Source organism: Paenibacillus sp. Lou8.1, from assembly GCF_024213565.1.
In the GTDB taxonomy this organism is placed as follows: Bacteria; Bacillota; Bacilli; order Paenibacillales; family Paenibacillaceae; genus Paenibacillus; species Paenibacillus polymyxa_B.
Genome location: NZ_JANAVN010000007.1, coordinates 188,182 through 211,771 on the forward strand (window position 1 = coordinate 188,182; position 23,590 = coordinate 211,771).

Annotated in this window: 22 protein-coding genes and 2 pseudogenes; 10 read left to right on the forward strand and 14 right to left on the reverse strand. The window is 47.6% G+C overall.

Translation table 11 applies throughout. From position 1 onward, the window contains the following. Position 1: 1 nt before the first annotated feature. From prfA to NLX78_RS12160, 7 genes are all read right to left on the reverse strand, one after another. Complete coding sequence (prfA, locus tag NLX78_RS12130) at positions 2-1,069, reverse strand: peptide chain release factor 1 (protein ID WP_013312344.1); 1,068 nt, start codon at positions 1,067-1,069, stop codon at positions 2-4. 273 nt (positions 1,070-1,342) lie between these two features. Further along, positions 1,343-2,443: a redox-regulated ATPase YchF gene (ychF, locus tag NLX78_RS12135; RefSeq protein ID WP_254350523.1), complete on the reverse strand. Its 1,101-nt coding sequence runs from the start codon at positions 2,441-2,443 to the stop codon at positions 1,343-1,345. A 133-nt stretch (positions 2,444-2,576) separates the two neighbouring features. Next, the gene (locus NLX78_RS12140; protein ID WP_039271574.1) at positions 2,577-3,068 is read right to left on the reverse strand and encodes a GNAT family N-acetyltransferase; all 492 of its coding nucleotides are present in this window, start codon (positions 3,066-3,068) and stop codon (positions 2,577-2,579) included. Further along, positions 3,065-4,165 carry a type 2 isopentenyl-diphosphate Delta-isomerase gene (fni, locus tag NLX78_RS12145; protein ID WP_254350524.1) on the reverse strand — a complete coding sequence of 367 codons (1,101 nt, stop codon included), beginning with the start codon at positions 4,163-4,165 and terminating at the stop codon, positions 3,065-3,067. Before fni ends, NLX78_RS12140 begins: the two co-directional genes overlap by 4 nt. Before the next feature lie 350 nt (positions 4,166-4,515). Then, positions 4,516-5,007 carry a DMT family transporter gene (locus NLX78_RS12150; protein ID WP_254350525.1) on the reverse strand — a complete coding sequence of 164 codons (492 nt, stop codon included), beginning with the start codon at positions 5,005-5,007 and terminating at the stop codon, positions 4,516-4,518. A gap of 56 nt (positions 5,008-5,063) precedes the next feature. Continuing rightward, positions 5,064-5,768: a Crp/Fnr family transcriptional regulator gene (locus NLX78_RS12155; RefSeq protein WP_165177763.1), complete on the reverse strand. Its 705-nt coding sequence runs from the start codon at positions 5,766-5,768 to the stop codon at positions 5,064-5,066. A 59-nt stretch (positions 5,769-5,827) separates the two neighbouring features. Continuing rightward, the gene (locus NLX78_RS12160) at positions 5,828-6,253 is read right to left on the reverse strand and encodes a DMT family transporter (RefSeq protein ID WP_039271579.1); all 426 of its coding nucleotides are present in this window, start codon (positions 6,251-6,253) and stop codon (positions 5,828-5,830) included. Positions 6,254-6,488: 235 nt separating this feature from the next. On the opposite strand from NLX78_RS12160, the gene NLX78_RS12165 reads away from it, so the two are divergent. Further along, on the forward strand, positions 6,489-7,985 hold the full coding sequence (locus NLX78_RS12165; protein WP_254350526.1) for a phospholipase D family protein: 1,497 nt from the start codon (positions 6,489-6,491) through the stop codon (positions 7,983-7,985). Between the two features lie 34 nt (positions 7,986-8,019). On the opposite strand, the gene cls is transcribed toward NLX78_RS12165, so the two are convergent. Continuing rightward, entirely contained in the window at positions 8,020-9,531 is a 1,512-nt protein-coding gene (gene cls / locus NLX78_RS12170) for a cardiolipin synthase (RefSeq protein WP_039271582.1), read from the reverse strand. A 205-nt stretch (positions 9,532-9,736) separates the two neighbouring features. Between cls and NLX78_RS12175 the strand changes: the two genes are divergently transcribed. The 6 genes and pseudogenes from NLX78_RS12175 (at position 9,737) to NLX78_RS12200 (ending at position 12,912) form a co-directional block, all read left to right on the forward strand. After that, positions 9,737-10,330, forward strand: a complete 594-nt coding sequence (locus NLX78_RS12175; RefSeq protein ID WP_348623754.1) for a TetR/AcrR family transcriptional regulator — start codon at positions 9,737-9,739, stop codon at positions 10,328-10,330. Positions 10,331-10,374: 44 nt separating this feature from the next. Then, positions 10,375-10,716 carry a DMT family transporter gene (locus NLX78_RS12180; RefSeq protein ID WP_039271586.1) on the forward strand — a complete coding sequence of 114 codons (342 nt, stop codon included), beginning with the start codon at positions 10,375-10,377 and terminating at the stop codon, positions 10,714-10,716. Continuing rightward, positions 10,716-11,030: a DMT family transporter gene (locus NLX78_RS12185; protein ID WP_013312355.1), complete on the forward strand. Its 315-nt coding sequence runs from the start codon at positions 10,716-10,718 to the stop codon at positions 11,028-11,030. Before NLX78_RS12180 ends, NLX78_RS12185 begins: the two co-directional genes overlap by 1 nt. A 56-nt stretch (positions 11,031-11,086) precedes the next feature. Next, the gene (locus tag NLX78_RS12190; protein ID WP_254350527.1) at positions 11,087-12,019 is read left to right on the forward strand and encodes a 1-phosphofructokinase family hexose kinase; all 933 of its coding nucleotides are present in this window, start codon (positions 11,087-11,089) and stop codon (positions 12,017-12,019) included. A gap of 148 nt (positions 12,020-12,167) precedes the next feature. After that, a pseudogene (locus tag NLX78_RS12195) lies at positions 12,168-12,353 on the forward strand (VOC family protein); the annotation flags it as partial. A gap of 127 nt (positions 12,354-12,480) precedes the next feature. After that, positions 12,481-12,912 (forward strand): DUF3592 domain-containing protein, encoded by a 432-nt coding sequence (locus NLX78_RS12200; RefSeq protein WP_254350584.1) that lies wholly within the window; start codon positions 12,481-12,483, stop codon positions 12,910-12,912. Between the two features lie 11 nt (positions 12,913-12,923). On the opposite strand, the gene NLX78_RS12205 is transcribed toward NLX78_RS12200, so the two are convergent. Together NLX78_RS12205 and mobA are read right to left on the reverse strand one after the other, a co-directional pair. Continuing rightward, complete coding sequence (locus NLX78_RS12205; protein WP_039271593.1) at positions 12,924-13,538, reverse strand: LysE/ArgO family amino acid transporter; 615 nt, start codon at positions 13,536-13,538, stop codon at positions 12,924-12,926. A gap of 85 nt (positions 13,539-13,623) precedes the next feature. Further along, positions 13,624-14,304: a molybdenum cofactor guanylyltransferase gene (gene mobA / locus NLX78_RS12210; RefSeq protein WP_254350528.1), complete on the reverse strand. Its 681-nt coding sequence runs from the start codon at positions 14,302-14,304 to the stop codon at positions 13,624-13,626. 198 nt (positions 14,305-14,502) lie between these two features. Between mobA and NLX78_RS12215 the strand changes: the two are divergent. Continuing rightward, positions 14,503-15,725: pseudogene (locus tag NLX78_RS12215) on the forward strand (MFS transporter). Positions 15,726-15,910: 185 nt separating this feature from the next. Here the strand turns inward: NLX78_RS12215 and NLX78_RS12220 are convergent. Further along, positions 15,911-17,590: a glutamine--tRNA ligase/YqeY domain fusion protein gene (locus NLX78_RS12220; RefSeq protein WP_254350529.1), complete on the reverse strand. Its 1,680-nt coding sequence runs from the start codon at positions 17,588-17,590 to the stop codon at positions 15,911-15,913. A 207-nt stretch (positions 17,591-17,797) separates the two neighbouring features. Here NLX78_RS12220 and NLX78_RS12225 point away from each other — a divergent pair, with 207 nt between their 5' ends. Next, positions 17,798-18,523 carry a copper amine oxidase gene (locus NLX78_RS12225; RefSeq protein ID WP_254350530.1) on the forward strand — a complete coding sequence of 242 codons (726 nt, stop codon included), beginning with the start codon at positions 17,798-17,800 and terminating at the stop codon, positions 18,521-18,523. An 84-nt stretch (positions 18,524-18,607) separates the two neighbouring features. Further along, positions 18,608-19,156, forward strand: a complete 549-nt coding sequence (locus NLX78_RS12230) for a GNAT family N-acetyltransferase (RefSeq protein WP_028540721.1) — start codon at positions 18,608-18,610, stop codon at positions 19,154-19,156. Between the two features lie 98 nt (positions 19,157-19,254). On the opposite strand, the gene NLX78_RS12235 is transcribed toward NLX78_RS12230, so the two are convergent. The 3 genes from NLX78_RS12235 to NLX78_RS12245 form a co-directional block, all read right to left on the reverse strand. Then, a complete protein-coding gene (locus tag NLX78_RS12235) occupies positions 19,255-19,749 on the reverse strand; it encodes a GNAT family N-acetyltransferase (protein WP_039271600.1) in 495 nt (164 codons plus the stop codon). A 103-nt stretch (positions 19,750-19,852) separates the two neighbouring features. Further along, positions 19,853-21,103, reverse strand: a complete 1,251-nt coding sequence (locus NLX78_RS12240) for an MFS transporter (RefSeq protein ID WP_254350531.1) — start codon at positions 21,101-21,103, stop codon at positions 19,853-19,855. Positions 21,104-21,149: 46 nt separating this feature from the next. Next, complete coding sequence (locus NLX78_RS12245) at positions 21,150-23,282, reverse strand: molybdopterin-containing oxidoreductase family protein (RefSeq protein ID WP_254350532.1); 2,133 nt, start codon at positions 23,280-23,282, stop codon at positions 21,150-21,152. Positions 23,283-23,590: the final 308 nt, after the last annotated feature.

The window sequence follows — 23,590 nt, forward strand, 5'->3', positions numbered from 1 at the left end:
CTTAAACCTCTTGTTCCATCAAATCAGCCTGCTCTGCAATCGTGAGCGCCGATACGATTTCTTCGATCTCCCCGTTCATCACCTGATCCAGCTTATGCATAGTTAGGCCAATACGATGATCCGTTACACGGCTTTGCGGGAAATTGTAGGTACGTATACGCTCACTGCGGTCTCCAGTACCTACTTTGCTCTTACGCTCGCCTGCATATTTGGCTTCCTCTTCCTGACGCAGCATATCCGAAATACGGGCACGCAAAACTTGCAGCGCCTTCTCCTTATTGGAGTTCTGGGATTTTCCGTCCTGACAGGTTGCCATAATACCTGTTGGCATATGCGTTACACGCACCGCCGACTTGGTCGTATTAACGGACTGTCCGCCCGCACCGCTGGAACAGAACGTATCCACGCGAATATCCTTATCGGAAATTTCAATATCCACTTCTTCTGCCTCAGGCATAACGGATACTGTAGATGTCGACGTATGAATACGCCCACCTGATTCCGTCGTCGGAATCCGCTGTACGCGGTGTGCGCCGCTTTCGAATTTCATTTTGCTGTATGCACCACGACCGTTAATCATGAAAATAACCTCTTTAAAGCCCCCGAGATCATTCATGTTCGCGTCCATCAGCTCTACACGCCAGCCTTGGGTATCGGCATAACGAGTATACATCCGATACAAGTCAGCTGCGAACAGTGCCGCTTCGTCACCACCCGCTGCACCACGAATCTCAATAATAACGTTCTTATCATCATTCGGGTCCTTTGGCAGCAGCAAAATACGGATTTTTTCATCCAGCTCCCGCTTGCGAACACTCAGTTCTTCAATCTCCATTTTAACCATTTCACGCATCTCGTCGTCCAGCTTTTCACCCTGCATGGTTTTTGCAGCTTCCAGCTCTTCAACGACATTTTTATATTCGGTATATGCTTCATAAGCAGGCTGTAAATCAGACTGTTCTTTGGAATAATCTCTAAGTTTTTTGCTATCGTTCGCTACATCCGGATCGCAGAGCAGTTCGCTCAGTTTATCGTAGCGGTCCGCCAATGATTGCAATCGGTCCAACAAGCGATTCACCTCTTCAGTTAAATTAATATGAAACCAGCTTCAATTTCACTGGCTACAGCTCTTTATTATACCAACTAATTCATGAATTAGCTACAAGAAATACTGACCTAATTTAGGATTTTGCAAAAATCCACACAACATGCAATACAATAAAAAAAGTCGCCGCCCTAATATAGGCAGCGACCACGTAATCTAGCACCTTTCAGAACACACATACATTAGTCATCGTCTTTTATATATCCGAATCGAGTATTGTACTCTCGAGATTATATATTAAACATTAAAACGGAAATGCATAACGTCTCCGTCCTGCACTACATATTCCTTACCTTCCAGACGAAGCTGACCACGTTCCTTAGCCCCGTTCATCGAACCAGCAGCGACCAAATCGTTGTAGGATACAACCTCTGCACGAATAAATCCGCGTTCAAAATCCGTATGAATTACGCCCGCAGCACCCGGTGCTTTCGTTCCTTTGTGAATCGTCCAAGCGCGTACTTCCTGCACGCCTGCTGTGAAATACGTATACAGGCCCAGCAAGCGATAAGCTGCTTTAATCAGACGGTTCAATCCGGATTCAGCTAATCCTAGCTCCTCGAGGAACATCGCCTTGTCTTCGCCTTCAAGCTCAGCAATCTCAGATTCTACCTTGGCGCTGATCGGCACCACTTCTGCATTTTCCTCCACGGCAAAATCGCGTACCTTTTGCACATATGGATTGCTATCCGCTTCCGTTACGCCATCTTCGCTAACATTAGCTGCGTAGAGTACAGGCTTCATCGTAAGCAAATGAAGATCGCGTACAATCAACCGTTCTTCATCCGACAGTTCTAAGCTACGCGCAGGTTTATCAGCATACAGCGATTCCTTGATCCGCTCCAGCACTTCAACCTCTTGGGTGTACTGTTTGTTGCCACCCTTCATGTTTTTGCGGGAACGTTCAATACGCTTGTCTACACTTTCGATATCCGCCAGAATCAGTTCCAGATTAATGGTCTGAATGTCGCTGATCGGGTCAATTTTGCCGTCCACATGGGTAATGTTCTCATCTTCAAAGCAACGTACCACATGTACAATCGCATCCACTTCACGAATATGAGCCAGAAATTTGTTACCCAGACCCTCGCCCTTGCTCGCACCGCGCACAAGTCCTGCAATATCAACAAATTCAAATGCCGTTGGCACCGTTTTGTTCGGCACAACCAGTTCGGTCAGCTTATCCAGCCGCTCGTCTGGTACTTCAACGACGCCTACATTGGGGTCAATCGTACAAAATGGATAGTTTGCGGATTCCGCACCCGCCTGCGTTATTGCGTTAAAAAGTGTTGATTTGCCCACGTTCGGCAAGCCCACAATCCCCGCTTTTAAAGCCATAATCAGAACAACTCCCGTTTATATAAAATATGCGTTATGCCATCCGTTAGTTTACCAACCCACATTATATATGAGAACCTATACACGCGGCAAGCATACGGTTATGAAATTCAGGATATTGCTATATCCCTATTTAGATTTCTTTGCTCATCTGGATATCCGTAATCCGATAGCCCGACTTGCGATATACATGCAAAGCTCGCTCATTATGCCCAAATACATGCAAACCGATGCGTACAGCTCCCAGCCTGCGAGCCTCCTGTTCCAAAGCCTCCATCGCAAGCGTGCCTAGACCCCTCCCCTGGTATGAATCGTATACAAGAATATCCAGTAGAAAAGCTTCTTTTCCTTGCACGCCGTCCGTAATATTGAACCAGATGTAGCCAGCTTCCTCCTGACTCTGCCCCCCGGCATCGGAAAACATCAACATATACAGGTGAGCATGAGGTGTGTCTAGTCTCTGTGGCAGGTATCGAGCAAAACTTTCTGCCGCACGTTCTGGTGCTTCTTCTACCGTCCATGTACCTGCTTGGATCTTCTCATCCGCATAGTCGGCAAGCGAGCGTTGTTCAAATCGATCATATTGCTCCGCATTCATCGGAACCAATGTAATAAGTCCGCTCATCCGTTTACCTTCTTTCTTAGTCGAGTCGTATCTTTGAGTCCTTCTATTCCTTCTACCCCAATACCAAACATAACTGTGCGGAGTTCCAGTTCGACCTGCTCCAAACGTGCCTCCAGCGCTTCACTAGAGGCAACCGCAGAACCGAGCAAAGAACGCCCGAAGCCTGCCATGTCAGCTCCCAAAGCGAGCGCCTTCGCTGCATCGACACCGTCTCTCAGTCCACCGCTGCCGATCAGAGCACCATGTGGCTGAGCGGCTCTGACTTCCACGATGCAATCAGCGGTCGAGTTGCCCCAATCCGCAAACGCCTCTGCCGCCGCACGACGCACGGGATCAGGATTGCGAAATTTCTCCACTTGGCTCCAGCTTGTCCCGCCTGCACCAGCAACATCAATAAAGGCTGCACCCGCATCATACAGTCTCGATGCCGTCTCGCCATCTATGCCCCAACCTACTTCCTTCACTCCTACAGGCACTGAAAGCTGACGACACAACTCCTCAATGCGCTTAAGCAGGCCGCTAAAATCCAAATTCCCTTCGGGTTGAAAAATCTCCTGCAATCCGTTCAAATGCAGCACCAACATATCTGCTCCGGCAATTTCCACTGCACGGCGACAATCGTCCACGCCAAATCCGTAGTTCAGCTGCACCGCACCCAGATTGGCAAGGATCGGGATACTGGGTGCCAGACGGCGAACCGCAAAGGTTGAAGCCAGTTCTTCCCTTTCCACCGCAGCCCGTACCGAACCGACGCCCAGCGCCCAGCCGCGTCTCTCCGCTGTCTCTGCTAATCGCTCATTAATCGCTCCTGTCTCGGCGCTGCCGCCTGTCATGGAGCTAATAAGTAGCGGCGTTCGTACAACTCGTCCTAAAAAAGTAGTATCCAGACGAACCTCGTCAAAATGCAACTCCGGCAGAGCGCAGTGCTTAAAGGCATACCGTTCCAGCCCGCTGGTGATGCCTTGTCCGACCACATCTTCTTGCAAACAAAGGCGGACGTGCTCAATCTTCCGTTCGCCTGTCCGCGCGGCAGGCAACAAAGAGCCAGATCTGTTAAAACCGTCAGATGCTCCTTTTCCATTCTCCGTACTACTCATCTATGTCCCACCTCATCCAAAGTCACTATGTTATTGCATCAAGTTCAAGAAGCACAAATAAGACCGTTCCCGAACACGGTAACCGATCTATTTATCGTCTCTTATATTCAATATCGTATCCCTTAAAGTGGCTGTTTTAAGATACTTTCATTGTATCATGGATGGAAAAATATATACACGATCGTGAACATTTTTTCTTACCCATGGCCACGTTCAAAATTCGCAATAAACCAGTTATTTCGAAAACTCTACAGAAAAACCGCTCCTAATTGAGCAGCGGCTTTTCTGCAAAATGCCTACTCGAAAGGACGATCCCTATCCCAGCAAGATAAAGGTCATTACAATCTCCTTCATCCCTTCATCGAATCAGGTACAGATGAAATGTTTTCCGCTTGCTCCTTCGTACGCCCATGTCCAAATTTGAATACCAGAATACCACCGATAATGACCAATACTCCGATCAACTTGTTAAAGGTAAACGGAATCTTTTCTAATCCCAGCCATCCTAACGAATCCCACAACAGGGCCGTACCTAATTGCGCCGTCAATACAATGGAGATCGCATAGGTCGGGCCAAGTCGCTTCATTCCTTGCACCAGACAGAACACAACACCGACACCAATCATGCCACTGAACCAGTACCACGGCTGCATATGCTGTAAAGTAAAAGTATTTTTCCCTTCAAAAATAAGACTTCCGAGTAAGGAAGCCACGAACCCTGTTCCCAGCACCAATGTTGTTGTAGCCCACGATCCTGTCCGTTCATTCACCTTGTTATTGAATATCGTTTGCAGACTGACCAAGGCACCTGCGATAATCGCCAATACAATTCCTAATAACATATGTTAACTCTCCCTTGATGATCCTTGATATTCTTCTGCTTTTATAAAAGCCCATATTACAATGATTCATAAATATTATGTCCTGCCAGTTCACTCAAACCTTTTCTGTCCCGAATGACAATGTAGCCTTTTGTCCGTTCAACCCATCCATCTTCAATCATTTTGCGAATAACACGGTTGAGATGTCTGTAGCTGGTTCCGATCAAATTCGCCACATCTACCAGACTGGATGCACGTAATTCCTCATGAAAAGCCGTATTCGATTCGTCAAAAGAAACCGATAGCAGGTAGCTCGCCAGCCTGACTTCCACCGGATACATGAGATTGAAACTGGAAAAGTCGGAGTCCAGGCAAAACTTTCGCGTGACAATATCCAATAGAAATTGCAGCAAAGGAGCATAGTCTCTGCCGTATTTGTTCATCCATTGGTGGTGAATACCGATCACATAGATCGGAGACACTGCCTCTACTGTGTTGATGACGTGACTACTCCGAATATATTCAACATCTCCTATAACCTCGATCGGTGTTTTGAAGCAAAGGATCAGGGTTTTCCCTTCTGTAGAGCTGGTATAAATCTTGACCTTGCCCTGCACCAGTATATATAGATGCTCGATGGGGTCCCCCTGTAAACAGAGCTTTTCCCCTTGCTCCAAACGATGCAACGACAAATAAGGATGTAGTGGCTCGTAGAGTATGGATTCCAACTCATGCAGCTGCAAAAAATATTTTAGCTGCTCTTGATCCTGAATTTCTCTCATTCCTAAGCTCACCTTCAATTTCTACATTCTAAGCTTTCTTTACAAATTAAAGTTTTATTTTAGAGCTTCAGAATAATTACACCCGCGATCATCATACCAATACCTATAAATTGTGGCAGCTTCATCTTTTGCTTTACTATACCGAACCATCCCTTAATATCTACCAGGAAGGTTAAACACAACTGCGCAATCAACAACGCCGAGATCGTGAACGTAACCCCAATATGTTGGATTGCCGTGACTTCACTAAATATAATAATTGCTGCAAAGGCACCGCCCCAAAGATACATCGGCTTTACCTGTTTCAGTTCAGCCACATTGCCATCCCTTGTAAACATCCAGACTAATGCTGCCAAAATAAAGCCTATTAGCTGAGTAACAGTGGCCGCCTGCCATGTACCGATATCCTGACTAATCCGTGTATTCGCTACCCCCTGTAGCGTAATACACGCTCCTCCCAGAAAAGCAAACAAGATTCCTCTCATAAATCGTTATTCTCCCCATGTAAATGACTTTTCTATATATTAAATTATAGGGCAGACTTTCTATAAAGGACATATGTCCTCAACGAATAGTAAAACATCTTCCATTTCATTCCATTTAGTATCCGCGTCAATCCTGCACACTTGCGTTAATAACTTGACAGTATCCCATCATAAAACTGCATGTTCCGGCACGATAAAATGGAATGCAGCATTCAATTGAGGAGTTGATCGTCATATGACTACACGTGATCCGCTGCATTCTGTGCCGGAATATCAAAGAAGAACTGAGAAAAAGGGTCGGGCTTTTAAAATCGCCATTCTGGTACTTATCCTCTGGCTGATTGCCGTCATGCTGTATCAGACCCATAAACCATTGCCTCCGTTCGTCTCTTATGAGAGTCAGGAGTATTCGACCCATGAGGTAAACTTCTGGACAGATTTGACCTATCCCACCGGGGATGGAAGCACTGCACAGCATGAAGGTCAAATTTTGAATCGTATGCTCGGGATCATTGATGAAGCCCAACAATTTATTGTCATCGACCTATTTCTGTTCAATGACTATAAGCATAAAGGTCAGCACTTCCCCCAAGTCAGCGCACAAATGACCGATTATCTTATTGCCAAAAAGAAAGCTCATCCGGATATGCCTATCTTTTTCATTACAGATGAAGTCAATACCAACTACAATTCTGCCCCCAATCCTTTGTTGGAGAATATGAAGCGAGCAGGGATTCAAGTCGTGCAGACCGATGTAGACCCGTTGCGGGACTCCACCCCCATCTATTCGGCAGTGTGGCGTACCTTTTTCCAATGGTTCGGGCAGCAGGGCACAGGTTGGATTCCCAACCTGATGGCCAGTGACGGACCTGATGTTACGGCTCGCTCCTATCTTAAGCTGTTGAACGTCAAGGCCAATCACCGAAAATTGGTTGCCAACGAACAGACAGCGCTCATTTCTACAGGCAACGTGCACGACGCGAGCGCCTATCACTCCAATGTAGCGCTGGAGGTGAAGGGGCCTATCATCGGAGACATTTTACAAACAGAGCAGGCGGTATTGGACTTTTCTGGCGGTGGACAGCTTCCTGCCTATACACCACAGGCGGAACCCAAAGTTCCATCGAGTAAGGACAGCTATCGGATCAAATATCTAACTGAGGCCAAGGTGTACACCTCAGTTCTGGATGGCATTGCGCAGACGAAGAAAGGTGACAGCATTCATATGGGCATGTTTTATTTGGCTGACCGTAAAGTATTGAACAGCCTGCTGGATGCCTCTGCGCGCGGTGTAAACATCCAATTGCTGCTGGACCCCAATGAAAACGCGTTTGGTCAGGAAAAAATCGGCATCCCCAATCGTCCGGTTGCCCAGGAGTTGTCCGATAAATCGGGCGGGAACATTCAAATTCGCTGGTATCATACCACCCATGAGCAGTTCCATACCAAACTGATTTATATCGCCAAGGCGCAAGGAGAGCATATCATTTGGGGTGGCTCTACCAATCTGACCCCCCGTAATCTGGATGATTTGAATCTGGAAAATGAATTGTGGGTGGCCGCTCCGGCGGACAGCAAGCTGACCCGACAGGTTGCGGCCTATTTTGATAAGCTATGGAATAATCAGGGGGCTGAATACAGTTTGGACCTAGCAGCTTACGAGGATCATTCAACATTTTGGAAAGATATTATATACCGTCTACAGGATATATTAGGCTTTACTACATTTTAACTACGGGATACTGCTGTAGTGAATTCGTTTATGCTTACAGCAGCGGTGAAAGCAGCCGCGCGAGCGATTCCATCAAACGTTTGAACAGACGTTTTTTCATGAATTCTTCGCGTACGATCAGACTGGCTGAGTGCAAATCTCGTTCGTAGTCTGTTACCATCTGCTGCACACTGTGCGTTTGAATTAACAGAGCGTTAACTTCAAAATTCAAATGAAAGCTACGCATATCCATATTGGCTGTCCCGATCGTCGCAACTTCCCCGTCAATGATGAGGAGCTTGGAGTGGAGGAACCCCTTTTCATATTCATATACCTTGACTCCAACCTCCAGTAACGACTGGAAGTACGAATGAGACGCGAGAAACGGTAGCCATTTATCCGGTTTTGCGGGAAACAGAATACGCACGTCCAACCCGGACAAGGCAGCCATCCGTAAGGCAGTCAGGATATCTTCATCCGGGATAAAATAAGGAGTGGCAATCCAGACTGATTTTCGGGCGGACGTGATCATGGAGAAAAAGAGATTTTTGAGCACTCTCCGCTCATTATCCGGGCCACTGGCAATAATCTGCACGCCTCCGTCCGTAATTGGTTCAATATTGGGAGACAGATATTCGCTATCGAGCACTGACTCACCCGTCATGTGAAGCCAATCTTGTAGAAATATAAGCTGCAACGTCCGTACAGCTTCGCCCTTCACAATCATATGCGTATCACGCCAAAAGCCATAGGCTTTGTTGCGGCTGAGATACTCATCTCCCACATTTAGACCGCCAATTAATCCAATATTACCGTCGATGACTACAATTTTACGGTGATTACGATAGTTTACCCGGCTGGAGAAGAACAATATCCGAGCGCCGCCGTACGCAACAACCTCTACTCCTGCATCTCTCATTTCCTTCAAAAATGACTTCGACAACTGAATACTGCCCACCGCATCGTACATAAACCGAACCTTAACACCCGCTTTAGCCTTTTCGATCAGAATTTTTTGAATGCTGGTACCGATATCATCCGACCGGAAAATGTAATATTCCATATGGATATGATGCTGCGCCTTGCGCAGTTCTTCCAGCAAAGTGGAGAAGGTTTCATCTCCATTGTTCAGAATTTGAGTTTCTGTCGCAAAATAAATCGGGGAGCGGGCCAGTCTGCGGGCCAAACGCATTAACTGCTGCTGCTCACCTGTAAAGCAGGTCAGATCTCGTTTGACTCGCAAAGCATCCTTTTCTATGCGGTCGTAAGCCTGTTGGTCACGCAATGCCTTTTTATCATACTTGCGACGCTTGAATACATTTTGCCCAAACAGAAAATAAAGAGGAAGTCCAACGACTGGCAGCAATGCCAGCAGCAAAATCCAGGACATCGTAGTGGAGGGATTACGATTCTCCGTAAAAATAATCAGACTGATGGAGATCACTGTCAGGGTGGAAAAAATACTGATGACAGTTCCTTCATTTTTGCCGATGTAATTAAACAAGCCAAAATAATAAATAATAAACACCATAGCCGCGATCAATACGGCCAGTAAGCTTCGCCTCATAACTAACCTCACTTCCAGTGGACTGCATTTGACAAGTATTCTTCATTATATTGTACATGAGCCCCTTATTTCTTCCCACTTTTTTATTAAAATGTTGATAAAAAAAATCCAAAGAAAAGCTTTATACAAAACGCAAGGATGCTGGGTTGACACTTACTTTTTTTCGTGCAAGAATAAACTAACGAACGTTAGGTAGGTGAAAATAATGGGAATGGAAGAGATTCGAAAGGCCGCTCTTTTTCAATTTGCCACCAATGGGTATGAGGGAGCCTCCTTGAGCTGTATTGCCGCTGAGGTTGGTATCCGAAAACCGTCTATATACGCGCATTTCCAAGGCAAGGAGGATCTGTTTCTACAGGTGGCTAGGTACGCTTTTCAAGAGCAGAATTTACGTATTTTCGAATACTTTACGGAACGTAAAGATCAGCCGCTTAAGCATACCCTGCATGACTTCTTGTTTTGGATGGGACAGGAATATGAGAGCAACGACTCAGCCAAGTTTATGCTTCGCTTTTCCTTCTTTCCGCCTGTATCGTTGTATCACGAGGTGCTGGATATTGTTAATCCTTTTCTGGATAAAATGGAGCGAAAATTAACTCGCCGCCTCCGGAATACACGGGATCGGGAACCCTTTGGGCATATGGAGCCAGTGGATGTGGCTTTGGCTTACATGACCCTGGTGGACGGGATCATGGTGGAGCTCCTGTACAGTGGAAGCATCAACTACCACCGAAGGCTGAACGCTGCATGGCCTATTTTTTGGCGTGGGATTACGTTAACCTCACCTCATGAAGCGTGAAGCCGTCGAACTTATAAAATTTATTTTTAAGGAGAACATTCATCATGAATCGCAGTTGGATTTACGTTTTTGTTGGAGGTCTGATTGAGGTTGTATGGGTATCGGGTTTGAAGCATGCGGACTCTATACTCGCCTGGATTGTAACCGTGCTGGCCGTGGTGGCCAGCTTTTATTTAATCATGAAGGCTGCGAACCGACTGCCTGTAGGCACAGTGTATGCTGTATTCACCGGACTAGGGACGGGGGGAACAGTCGTAGGCGAAATGCTGCTATTCGGAGAACCGTTTCAATGGTCCAAAACGCTATTAATCGCCCTTTTGCTGGCAGGTGTGGTCGGCCTGAAGTTAGTTACCGACCGTGATGTTCAGGAAGGGAGTGGCGCATAATGGCTTGGATTGCATTGGTTATCGCGGGGTGCTCGGAAGTGTTAGGAGTCATTGGTATGAAGGGAGTTACGGTGGGCAAAGGCTGGAAGTCCTTAGTGCTTATGGTCCTATCCTTTGTTCTTAGCTTCTCTCTACTCAGCTATGCCATGAAAAGTTTGCCTATGGGCACCTCCTATGCCGTATGGACAGGCATCGGAACGGTTGGCAGCACAATTACAGGCATGTTCTTGTACGGTGAACAAAAAAGCGTACTGCGTGTTTTATTCATCGCCATGATTCTTGCCGCAGCATTGGGATTAAAGCTAATATCTTAGCATGAGCGAATGGCATCAAATGTTGCAAATTGCTGATCTTAAAGGAGTGATGCCTTGTGATTACCACCGTAACGCTTAACGCGGCTGTGGATAAAATCTACACGGTTGCAGGCTTCGGTTTGAATGCCGTCCACCGCATGGAAGGCGGCCTGACGGTGCCGGGCGGCAAGGGCGTGAATGCCGCCCGCGTCATTCGCACGCTAGGTGAGCCTGTACGAGCGACCGGGTTTGCTGCCGGACACACGGGACGGCTGCTCATTGACGGGTTGAGCGCAGAAGGCGTAAGTGCCGATTTCATTGAAACGGCACATGGGGAAACCCGTCTCGCCATTACCGTGCTCGACCCGTCCGCGCGCACGCAGACCGAGCTGATTGAGAGCGGACCGACCATTGGGCCACTTGAATTAGCCGCACTGCGGCGCAAAATCGAGACCCTTGCCGAGGATTCGGCTTGGGTCGTATTCTCCGGCAGCCTGCCACCCGGCTGCCCGCCCGATCTGTACGCCGAGCTGTGCACACTGGCGAAGGCACGCGGCGCGCGGGTGGCGCTGGACGCGAGCGGTGAGGCGCTGCGCTTGGGGCTGCGCGGAAAGCCCGACCTCGTGAAGCCTAACGAGGACGAGGCTGCTCGCTTCGCGGGAATTGACGCCGCGCGCCCGGATGCCGCTGAAGCAGCGGCAGCAAAGCTGCTGGAAGCCGGAGCGCAGCTGGCCGTCATCTCGCTCGGAGCGCGCGGGGCGCTGGCGGTAACGCACGATGCGCGCTACCGCGTGAGCCTGCCAGACGCGGACATTGTCAGCGCGCTCGGCAGCGGTGACGCTATGGTCGCCGGGCTGGTCACCGGCGCAGCGACGGGGCTGGATCTCCCTGCCATGCTACGGCAGGGAGCGGCCTGCGGCACAGCGGCAGCTCTGCACGCCATGGCCGGGAAGATCGAGCTCCAGGACGTGAAGCGTCTGGAGCAGGGCATTACGGTGACGCTGTTGTAATTCAGCGTCACTTTTTTTATTTCATCCAAGCATTCGTTTATCTTCATTTCACAAATACAGTTATTCCGAATGAGATAATTAAATTCCCCACTGATGCGAAATAAATCGGTGACTTCCTTCGCCTCTCTACAAAATTCAACCAACTCTTAATGTGGATGAAATATATCAAAAAGCCCTTGCCCACGGAGCAAGAACCTTTGTGGAACCCAATCAGCTTACACTTGGTGAACCTCCTCTAGTTGTAACAAATGCATTAGTCCACAGCCCCAATGGTGAGGTTATCGAATTTATCGAGGATGTTGATTTTGATATGTCCTTATCTAGCAATAAGTAATTCTCATAGCTATTAAACGGTTCCTAAAAAACATCCGATATATTGATTATCGCTTTGTTTAAAGGAGTGGATTATCATCTCAATTGATTTCAATGTATATTGGTTTCATTTTAGTTCCGATTTGCTGATGCCATTGTTCAGCTTGATTGGACTGCTACTCATCTATTTTGGATTCAGAACGATCCGTCGTCATCGTTATCGCAAACGCCACTGGGTCCGTACCAAGGGGCAAATCGTTGATGCGCATATCGAAGTAGACATTGATGTCGTTCCCTTTGACCGAGATGATCCGGTAGATACTAGCTACACCCGCCGATTAAAGGTGCGCTTCTATACAGCTTCAGGTGAAGCCGTAGAATTCTGGAATCCTTATAGCACCAACCTAAGCCTCAACCGGGTTGGCAGCAAGATTAAGGTATTATACAATCCATCTAACCCTCGGGACGCCCGAATTGCAGGCGGTGTAAATGGTGCAGGCTGTCTGGCCTTTATGCTGTTTTTGATCGGTGTTCCCTTTGCTTTGAGCGGGGTATTCGCTGTATTGAAATTTTTCTTCTAACCAGGTTTGGATCACATACTGGTAATAAAATTTATCGCCATATACATTGCCAGGCCTAAAATAATCAGTGCCGATATTTTGTTGAGCACAGTCCCAAACTTCCCTTCTGAATCCATACGTCCCACGAGACGCCCTGCCGTTGCCAGACCGATAAACCATATCCAAGATACGGACACGGCAGCCAGACCAAAGGCCCAGCGTTCCCCGCCGTCATATTGGAGGGAGCTGGTTCCAATTACGCCAACCGTGTCGAGTATGGCATGTGGATTCAATAGCGATACCGAAGCGGCAAAAATCATCTGGCGTTTCGGCCGCATCGCCTGACTTTCTCCCGAGGAAGCTGCCTTCGATCTCCATAAAGTCCAGGCCATATACAGCAGAAACAAACAGCCCGCCGCATAGAGTACGTTCGTGAGCCATAGAAATTGCTGCAAAATAAGAGACACACCCCCAACCGCAAGCGTGATCAGGATTGTATCACAGACACCCGCTGTAATGACAGCAGGCAGTGCATTGCGAAACCGCGACTGGGACGCCCCCTGATTAAACACAAATACATTTTGTACCCCCAAAGGCAAAATCAATCCCAATGCCAATAAAACGGCATGTATAATAGCTTCCAGCATAATTATATTCCCCCAAATTTAGTCCATCATATTTCTCTAGTATTTGCTCTCCTAAATAGTCCTCGCGCAGGAAGCTTGTACGTTTCTAATCCTCTCGTATTTCCTTTAAATTCTTCACGTTCTGCGTGTTCTGTTGTACACTATGCTTCAACTGCTCTAACGCAAGCTCGTAGTCCCGCGGATTATTCATATTGAACGCGGCCTTATACCACATGTCTTCACTCACCCGCGGCAAATCCTCTACCGTCGCATAACGAACGTTCAGCTTGTTCAACCAATCGGTGAGACGAAGCTGTCTATTGCGCAAACATTCCTCGGCAGACGGCAGCACGCTCCGATGGTACACAGCCAGCAACGGATGTATACGTCCATCCATAGAAGGTATTACTGCTTGCAATGTTGGTTCCGTCGTTCCATGCAACTCCGTCCATTTCTCAGTTACAACGAGCAGGTCTTGCAGCACCTCTAGCTGTATAAAAGGCATATCACAAGCGACAACCATTCCCCACTCCGTAGTAGATGCAGATAATCCCGCATGGATACCGCTTAGAGGTCCCATACCTGGAAAAACATCAGACACAGTTTCCATACCACTCAGACCATATCCTTGGTTGTCACGAGTGACTACGACAACCCGCTGGGCAGCCTGCTGCAATGTAGTATACGTCCGTTCAAGCATAGTGGCTCCATTGATCTCAAGCAAAGCCTTATCCTGTCCCATTCGGCTGGAACGTCCTCCTGCGACGATAATACCAGTCACTTTCACAAATAAATCCTCCTTTTTTTTTAGTAAAACAATTGCAAATATGCATATGAATTTTTGAACAAAATTTAATTATTACATAATTGTTAATTTATTGGTTTGTTAACCCTTTCAACACATGATACATTGGAATAAAGAACCTCCCCACAGATCGGCATCGATGCGCAGTTCTCTATCGGGCTAAGAAAGGAATGGCTTGTCTTGCAAAAGAGAGAAATTCAAGAGACTCCTCTATATTCCTTAAAACTGTATAATTTTTTTCTATATGGAGCTATGGTCATTTTCTCCAGCTTCTTCCCGTTGTATCTGCAAGATATCGGCATGGACAAGCTGGAGATCGGGAGTCTGATGGCCATCGGGCCTTTTGTATCCGTATTCGCGAACCCTTTTTGGGGCTATACAAGCGACCGGAGCCGTAACCTCCGACGTATTCTGCTATTTATGATTATAGGTACCTTGTTATTGCTACAAGCTTTGTTTCATGTCCATACGTATATCATGATTTATGTGTCGATGATTGGTTTTTATTTTTTCCAAAGCCCTTTATTTGCGCAAAGCAACAGCCTAATTCTCAGCTATATTGAGGGCACAGACCGGAAATTTGGTGCATTCCGTATATGGGGCTCCTTCGGTTGGGCTGTGACAGCAGCAGTTGCCGGCATAGTTATTGACCAAACGGGGATATCCAGCATATCCACCATCTTTACGGTACTTCTTCTGGCTGCATTGATCTGCACCTTGTCGATTCCACCACTGAAAAGCACTGTGGAGACAGCGACCATCCATTTGCGCGGCTTTGGCAGTGTTTTAATGAACGGATACTTTATATCCTTTATTTTATTGGGCATCCTTGTATCCATCCCGAATTCGATCAACAGCGCCTTTATGTCCCTGTACATCACCGAGCTGGGTGGGTCCAAACAGATGCTTGGTTTTGCTGTTTTTATGTCATCGGTATTCGAAATTATTGTATTTTTGCTGTTTGATCGCTTCTTGAAGAAAAGAATGACCGTGATGGTCGGCTGTTTGGCACTCGTCAGTTTGCTGTTTGCCTTACGTTGGGAACTGATGGCTCTGGCCACAGACCCGATTCAGATTGTGTTCATTCAGGCACTTCATTGCGTCACCTTCGGTGGATACTTCTATGTAGGCACCCAGTTGACCGTCCTATTTACCCCTGCAGCATACCGATCATCCGGACAGGCTGTATATACCTTGACCTGGAGTGGTATATCCGGTATCGTAGCAGGTTTTGCGGGAGGATGGCTATTCCAGAACTTTGGTGGAGAAATGATGTACCATGCAGGGGTGTTCTTCGCCCTACTTGGATCTGCGGGATTCGCTATCATGTGGTATATGCTGTACAAGAACGGTTATCAGCCAGGACTGCCAGCGGGCACAAACGAATAGAAGAAGCCCCTTAACAACACTAGAGGAATGAGCTATCCCCTCTTCCCTTCTGGCTTGTTAGCAAAGACAATAGAGTATCGTCAAGTCAATGATCATGTATAAAGAGTGTGCATGCGTAAAATAAAGGAGTCTGCCGACGGCAGACTCCTTTTCAACTTGGTCGCACGAAGCTACCATCTCTCCCACACTTTCCACCAGCCTATTGCTTAGGCAATTGGAAAGAGCTTTTCAACGATACAACACGGTTAAATACAGGCTGACCCGGTTGGGAAAGCTTCGGATCGACACTGAAATAACCATGACGGAAAAATTGGAACTTGTCCTGCGATTGAGCTTCTTTCATGTTCGGCTCGACATAGCCATGAGCAATTTCCAAAGAGTTCGGGTTCAATTGGTCAAGGAATGTTTTTTCCGATGCATCCTCTTCAATCTCTTCCGTGTCCTCTGCGTTAATCAAAGGCTCATACAAACGGAATTCGGCAGGTACAGCCTGAGTAGCCTCTACCCAGTGGATCGTGCCTTTCACTTTACGTCCAGTAAAGCCTGATCCGCTCTTGGTTTCTACATCATAGGTACAGTGGATTTCCGTTACATTTCCGTCTGCGTCCTTAATCACATCGTTACATTTAATGAAGTAAGCATGCTTGAGACGTACTTCATTACCAGGGAACAAACGGAAGTATTTGCTCGGCGGATTTTCCATGAAGTCCTCACGCTCGATATAAATCTCACGGGAAAACGGAATTTGACGTGTACCGAGTTCCGGATTTTCAGTATTGTTTTCCGCCTCCAGCATTTCAACTTGTCCTTCAGGATAGTTTGTGATAACTACCTTCAACGGATCTATGACTGCCATGGTGCGGGGTGCCTTAAGCTTCAAATCCTCACGTACAAAATGCTCCAGTACCTGCAAATCGATGACTCCGTAGGCTTTGGAAATGCCTGTCTCATATACGAAGTTGCGGATGGCTTCCGGCGTGTAGCCGCGACGACGTAAACCGGAAATCGTCGGCATACGCGGATCATCCCAACCATCTACGTGCTTTTCATCGACCAGAAGCTTGAGCTTACGCTTGCTGGTTACGGTTTGAGCCAGGTTCAGCCGTCCAAATTCGTATTGGTGCGGTACCTTTTCCATCTCACATTCAGCTACAACCCAATCATACAGCGGGCGCTGATCTTCGAATTCCAGCGAACAGAGCGAGTGCGTTACTCCCTCAATCGCATCTTCCAGCGGATGAGCATAGGAGTACATTGGATAGATACACCATGTGTCGCCTGTATTGTGATGTGCTGTGTGTGAAATGCGGTAAATAACTGGATCACGTAAATTAATGTTTCCTGAAGCCATATCAATTTTGGCACGCAGCACCTTTTCACCATTTTGGTATTTGCCTGCACGCATCTCTTCAAACAGCTTCAGATTGTCTTCCACACTGCGATCCCGATAAGGGCTATTTTGCCCCGGTTCGGTCAATGTGCCACGAGTTTGACGGATTTGGTCCGCGCTTTGATCATCCACGTAGGCTTTACCCTTTTGGATCAGCAGGATGGCACGCTTGTACATTTCTTCGAAATAGTTGGAGGCAAAATGTTTTTCCTCCCATTCATAACCGAGCCACTTCACGTCCTCCTGAATGGAGTTCACGTATTCCGTGTCTTCCTTCGCCGGATTGGTGTCGTCAAAACGCAGGTTGGTGCGTCCTCCGAATTCATCTCCCAGCGAGAAATTGATCCAGATAGCTTTGGCATGTCCAATATGCAAATATCCGTTTGGTTCAGGCGGAAATCGTGTAACGACCTCCTTTACCTTACCCGTACGTAGATCCTCTTCAATAACATTTTTAATAAAATTGGGGGGAGTGATCGGCTTCTCCACGCTAATCAACCTTTCTTCCGTATAATCTGTGTAAAACCTGTTCCCTTAAATATACCCTTTCACACCGCATAACTCAATAAAATGAAAATCCTTATGCTCTCTTCAGCAAAAAAAGTGACAAGTTATGAAAAAGAGTTAACATTTTCGGCAAATAAATTCGTTATAGTGTATATATCTTTTATTTTGCCCGGAAAAGGAGACCCACCCGTGTTTAAGCTGCTCATTGTGATCCTGCTGTCTATGCTTTCGTCCTCTTCCGTCATGACTTCCGGCCATCCTTCATCGGACCCAGTGAACGAAACTGTACAATCTCAGCCGCTAGCCAGCGCTCCAGAAGACTCATCCGTCCGCTTATATGCCGTTAATCCGTCACAGGGATTATTCCAATCAGCTGTACTGGAAATCGGCCAGCAACGCCGCACATTCCGATGGTCAGGCTCGGCGGATATCTCCACCGCACCACAATTATTTTATAGGGATGTGAACGGGGATGGTGTCCGTGAAGCCGTCGTGATCCTCACGCGTGCCTCAGGAACGGGTGTCGAATTGCAGGAATTGCATATTGTTAACGCACGCACGATGGAAGAATATGCGGTCGAATCGGCAGTAGATGCTGTGTCCCAGCGCGTACATAGCTCAGTGGAGCTACGTGACCACAACCGCCAGGTTCATATTGCTGTCACGATTGACGGTGTTACACACACGATAAACCCTAAAGCATCCGTATTTTACGATGATCCAGCCCAATTTACAAAGTATCTCGATTTTAGCTCTGTCGTAATGTATGATGCTGAACAGCTTCCTCTGCAAGCCACTGTATCTGGCAGTGTATCCCCAACCGAATTTGTAGGGGATTTGGATCTGAAATATGTATACGAGCATGAACGGTTCCGGGTGGGATCTATTGAATTTGAAGCTTCCTCTCCCTTTTGACGACTCTCGCAGAATAAGGTAGCATGGGATTAAATGCTAGACTGGCTGGTTTAGCGATTTTCCGAGTGAAAGAGGGGATCAATCATGTTTACATATGCGTTGGACGAACGCACAGTCCTTCGGCCGCTCACCAAGGAGCATGTGCAGCCTCTGTTTGAGCTGATCGAAATGTCCCGTGACCGCCTGCGTCAATGGCTTCCATGGGTAGACTCTACCACGGAAATCAGCCACACAGAGCAGTTCGTGCAGGGCGCCTTGAAACAAGCCGCAGAGAACGGTAGTCTGACCGCCGGAATTTGGATAGACAACGAGCTTGCTGGCATCATCAGCTACCATGAGATCAATTGGACTCACCGCTCCGTTAGCATCGGATACTGGCTTGGACACGGGTACGAAGGACAAGGTCTAATGACCAGCGCTTGCCGCGTATTCGTTGAATATGCTTTGATGGAGCTGGACTTGCATCGGGTCGAAATCCGTTGCGCAACTACGAACCGCCGCAGCCGCGGTATTCCGGAACGTTTGGGCTTTGTGCTCGAAGGCATTGTACGCGAAGCGGAATTGCTGCCCGACGGCTACATGAACCACGCAGTGTACGGTATGCTCCAAAATGAATGGAAGCAGCTTCGGTAATATTGTATTGTACAACAACGCCGCAGACCTGATCAGGTCTGCGGCGTTGTTGGTTTAGGCCCGGGCATACAACCGAATTGCTGTCTGTAGCCTTCCGCCTATTTTAAGAAATAGGCCATTAACACATCATCTACGAATTGACCTGCTATGTAAAACTCCTCATGCAAACGTCCTTCAATCGCGAAACCGCTTTTTTCATAAAACATAAGGGCTTCCGTGTTGCATGAGAGTACACGCAAACTCAACTTACGTATGCCCTCCGCAGCTGCAATGTCCTTCATGGAGTTCATGAGGGCCGTCCCAATACCTTTGCGATGATAAGCTGGATGTACAGCTATATTTATTTCGAGTACATGACAGTTACTAGCCAACAGCGTTGGAGGACGAAATCCAATATACCCGCAGAGTACTTCCTGTTCGATGGCAACCAGTTGAGAGCCTGGAGGCGTATTGCGCAGAAACTCTCCACGCGACTTCCAAGACAATGAAGCGGGAGCCGTGCGTTCATTCCATACCAATTCATCCAGCGCAATCAGATCAGGAGCATCCTTCATCTCCGAATGACGTATCGTCAAGGGTTGACTTGTAAACAATTCCTTTCAATCCTTCCTGTGAAGGCTTTCCTGAAGCAATAACTACAACCATCCGTCACTATTGTACCATAATCACAGCATATTACTGCACTTTTATTAGGACTTAAGAACTGGAAGCATCCACCTTGGACGTCGTAGGATCCAAAGTATCCGAATGATGCCGGAAACGGTTCAACCAGCTATGCAGGACGAAAAACAGGATCGACAACACCGCTACGCCTGATGCCAGCCAAAGTGTAGGCGGTAACCCACCGCCATCATACAACTTCCCCATAATATAAGGCCCCATTACCCGTCCGGCTGCGCCAATGCCCCCCACAAGCCCAATGTAAAAGGGTGCACCCCGACCTCCATGATCAGACAGGAATGCTGGAACCGCAGGTGCAATCAGCATTTCTCCCAGGGTCGCCAGAACCATAGCGAATATCATTCCAGTATAGTTCTGTGTGCCCAGCATGACAATATAAGCCGCCAAATAAAATCCTCCGGCCCATGTCATTTGCGCTGAAGCGTGATGAGCGTACAGTCGTTTTATCCAAAAAATAATGGGTTGTGCGGCAAAAATAAGGATACCATTCAGTGTCCATAGTAATCCATACATCGTTTTAGGCAAGCCCTGCTCAATAATATGGGGAGACACTCCTGTATTCCAGATCGAATTCCCGAACCATAAAAAAAGCGAACCTAACCCCACAAAGAGATACAGTCTGGTATCACGAAACAGCAATCGAGCTGGTATTTCCTCTCTTTTTTTCACGGACTTACTGAGCTGCACTTCTCCCTCTTCCCGATCCACCCTGCTTAGATAAGACCAGAAGAACCCGGCAAATACCGCAGAGGTCACTCCGTTCATCACAAAGCTGAGCTGATAGGAAAGGTCAGCCAGAACGCCACTCAATCCCGTACCCACTGCAACCCCAATATTGTTAGCGACATAAATAATATTAAACAGCTCACCACGACGGTCAGCAAAACGAAAACCTACAAAGGCCTGAATCGCAGGCACAGATACGACATTAAAAAAATCGATAAAGCCCATCATGATGACAAACGCTACCCAATGACCACTGGTAAATGGAAGCGCGAGAAGTCCCAGCGCGTTCATCGCGAGTGAGCCAACAATCAGTTTCTTGGCTCCAATACGGTGATAGAGGGCTCCGCCCAGCACTTGACCAAAAATTCCGCCCAGAGATTGCACTAAAATCGCAATCCCTGCATCTCCCATACTACGGTTTAGCTCGTCAAACACATACATGCTAACCAACGGCCACATCAGGGAACTTCCAGCGGAATTAATCAGACTAGCAACGAGAAACACTTTCACTTCTTTCGGATAAGACTCCAACCATTTCATATCTTTTGTTTCTCCTTTTGCATCTGACGCCATAAAAGGCATTATCTCATTGGCGCTTCACATTCACCACCGTTGAGAAGAAAGTAGCCCCCTGTCCCATATCCGACAGCCGATCAGAGGTTAACACATTGGCACGCTGTCTGCGTCCTTTGCCTTCCCACCATAATCCCTGACTAATCACTGTACCGGGCAGCATTAGATCGGTGACTTTCGCTTTCAGCTCATACGTCCCCCGATCATTCCATACGGTAACCGGGTCCCCATCCGCGATGTCCCTTGTCTGAGCATCCTCCGGGTGAATTTGTAGCAAGGGCTCCCGCTCCAGTCGCTGATGCTTGGGCAAGTTAGCAAAAGTAGAATTCAGAAAATTATGGTTTGGCGGTGAAATAAACATTAATGGATACCGCTCGTCCGCTTGCGGTCGATGCTCTCCGTCGTACCCTTCAATCAGCGGCACATAAGAAGGCATCGCGGGCAGACCTGCCTGTTTCATTTTTTCCGAATACAACTCAATCTTGCCTGAAGGCGTGGTTAAACGATCCAAATAAGTAGCCTTTGGCGTCATATCGAGCTTTACAAAAGGTGACCTCTTTAAGGCTTCCAAGGTTACACCGTTGAGATAAGGGTTCGTTGGATTATCAAGCGCACCTGCAATCATGTCCTCTTCACTTTCCGTAAAGGCAGCTTCGTCAAAGCCCATAGCCCGTCCGAGCAGGCTAAACAGCTCATAATTGCTTTTGCTTTCCCCGAGTGGAGCAATGACGGGTTCCTGCATCTGAACATAGTGATGCCAGTAGGATTTATATAGGTCTGTACCTTCAAAGGAAGACGCTGCAGGCAGCACAATATCGGCATAACGGGCCGTATCCGTAAGAAACAGGTCATGAACGACTGTGAACAAATCCTCTCGTCCAAATCCTTCAGTCACCCGTTCCGAATCGGGGGCTACAACTACGGGGTTACTGCAGTATACGAATAACGCCTTAATCGGCTGTCCCTTCTGTAGCAGCGCTTCTCCGATCCGGTTCATGTTGATCACCCGGGCATCCGGATTCTGTCGCAGATCAGGACGCGCCAGATTGGCGCCGTTAAACTTGCCATAAGCGCCATTAGAGCGTGACGCTCCCCCGCCGTGCTTCAGCCATTGTCCAGTGAGCGCAGGCAAGCATGTAACCGCACGTACGTTCATACCGCCATTATCATGATGCTGAAGCCCATTGCCGATATTGATATACGCTGCTCGCGCAGTTCCGTACATTTTCGCCAAACGGATGATATCCGCTTCCGGTACGCCGGTAATCCGCGAAACTCGCTCTGGTGTATATGTCTTAACATGCTCGCGCAGTTCCTCATGGCCTACCGTGTAGCGATGTAAAAACTCGTCGTCCGTCAGTCCCTGAGCGAACAGCACATTCATAACACCCAGCGCGAGCGCCGTATCCGTCCCCGGATATAACGGAATGAACCAATCCGCCCATTGCGCCGTCCGGTTGCGATGAACGTCAATAACGACCACCTTAGCACCTTTTTTACGTGCTTTCTCAGCCAAAACGACCTGATGCATGTTCGTGCTAATGACATTTCCACCCCACACAATAATGAGGTCTGCATCCTCCGTGTCCTCCGGGCTGGTGCCGCCCTTAAAACCCATAACGGACGCCCAGCCTTCATTCCCTGCCACGCTACATATCGTCTGATCCAGTTGGCTTGAACCCAGCGCATTAAAAAATCGGCGGTCCATTCCATCCACACTCAATACGCCCATATTGCCATAAAAGCTGTAGGGGAGAATAGATTCCGGTCCGTCCATACGTATCAGCTCCTTGAACCGACCTGTAATGGTATCGACTGCCTCCTCCCAGCTAATACGTTCAAATTTCCCTTCTCCTTTGGGGCCTATACGTTTCAACGGATAGAGCACCCGATCAGGATCATATACCCGCTCCGTCATATTGCGAACTTTGTTACAAATAGCCCCTTTGGTAATAGGATGATCCGGGTTCCCAGTCACCTTGACTATCTTTCCATTTTCCTTGTGAAGTAGGAGCCCACACGTATCCGGGCAATCTAACGGGCATACAGCTGGAAAAATACCGTCCTGCTGCTCCGTCATCCGCTGCCCCATTTGTAAGTCTTGTTGAAGCGTGGCCTCAGGAGGCGCGCTATTACGATGATCCATAGTGTTGATGCTCCTTTCCGTTACCGTTTCCAAAAATTACACTGATCTTATCATATCCACAGCTTTGGCCTATGGCAAGAGAAGGATTTCCCCACACAGCCGCTCTCCAAAATATTAAAAAAATCCGTCTGCTGCATAGAGCAAAACGGATTTTTTTTAGAATCATAATTTTTTTCGACATCCTGTTTCATCATATCTTACCGAGGGTAAAAGAGATCAAGGCATTATGGGACGAGAGCACACTCATCCTCCATGCCAAATCATGGACCACTCCCAAAAAAATCCGCCATGACAGGTTTCGTTCCCCC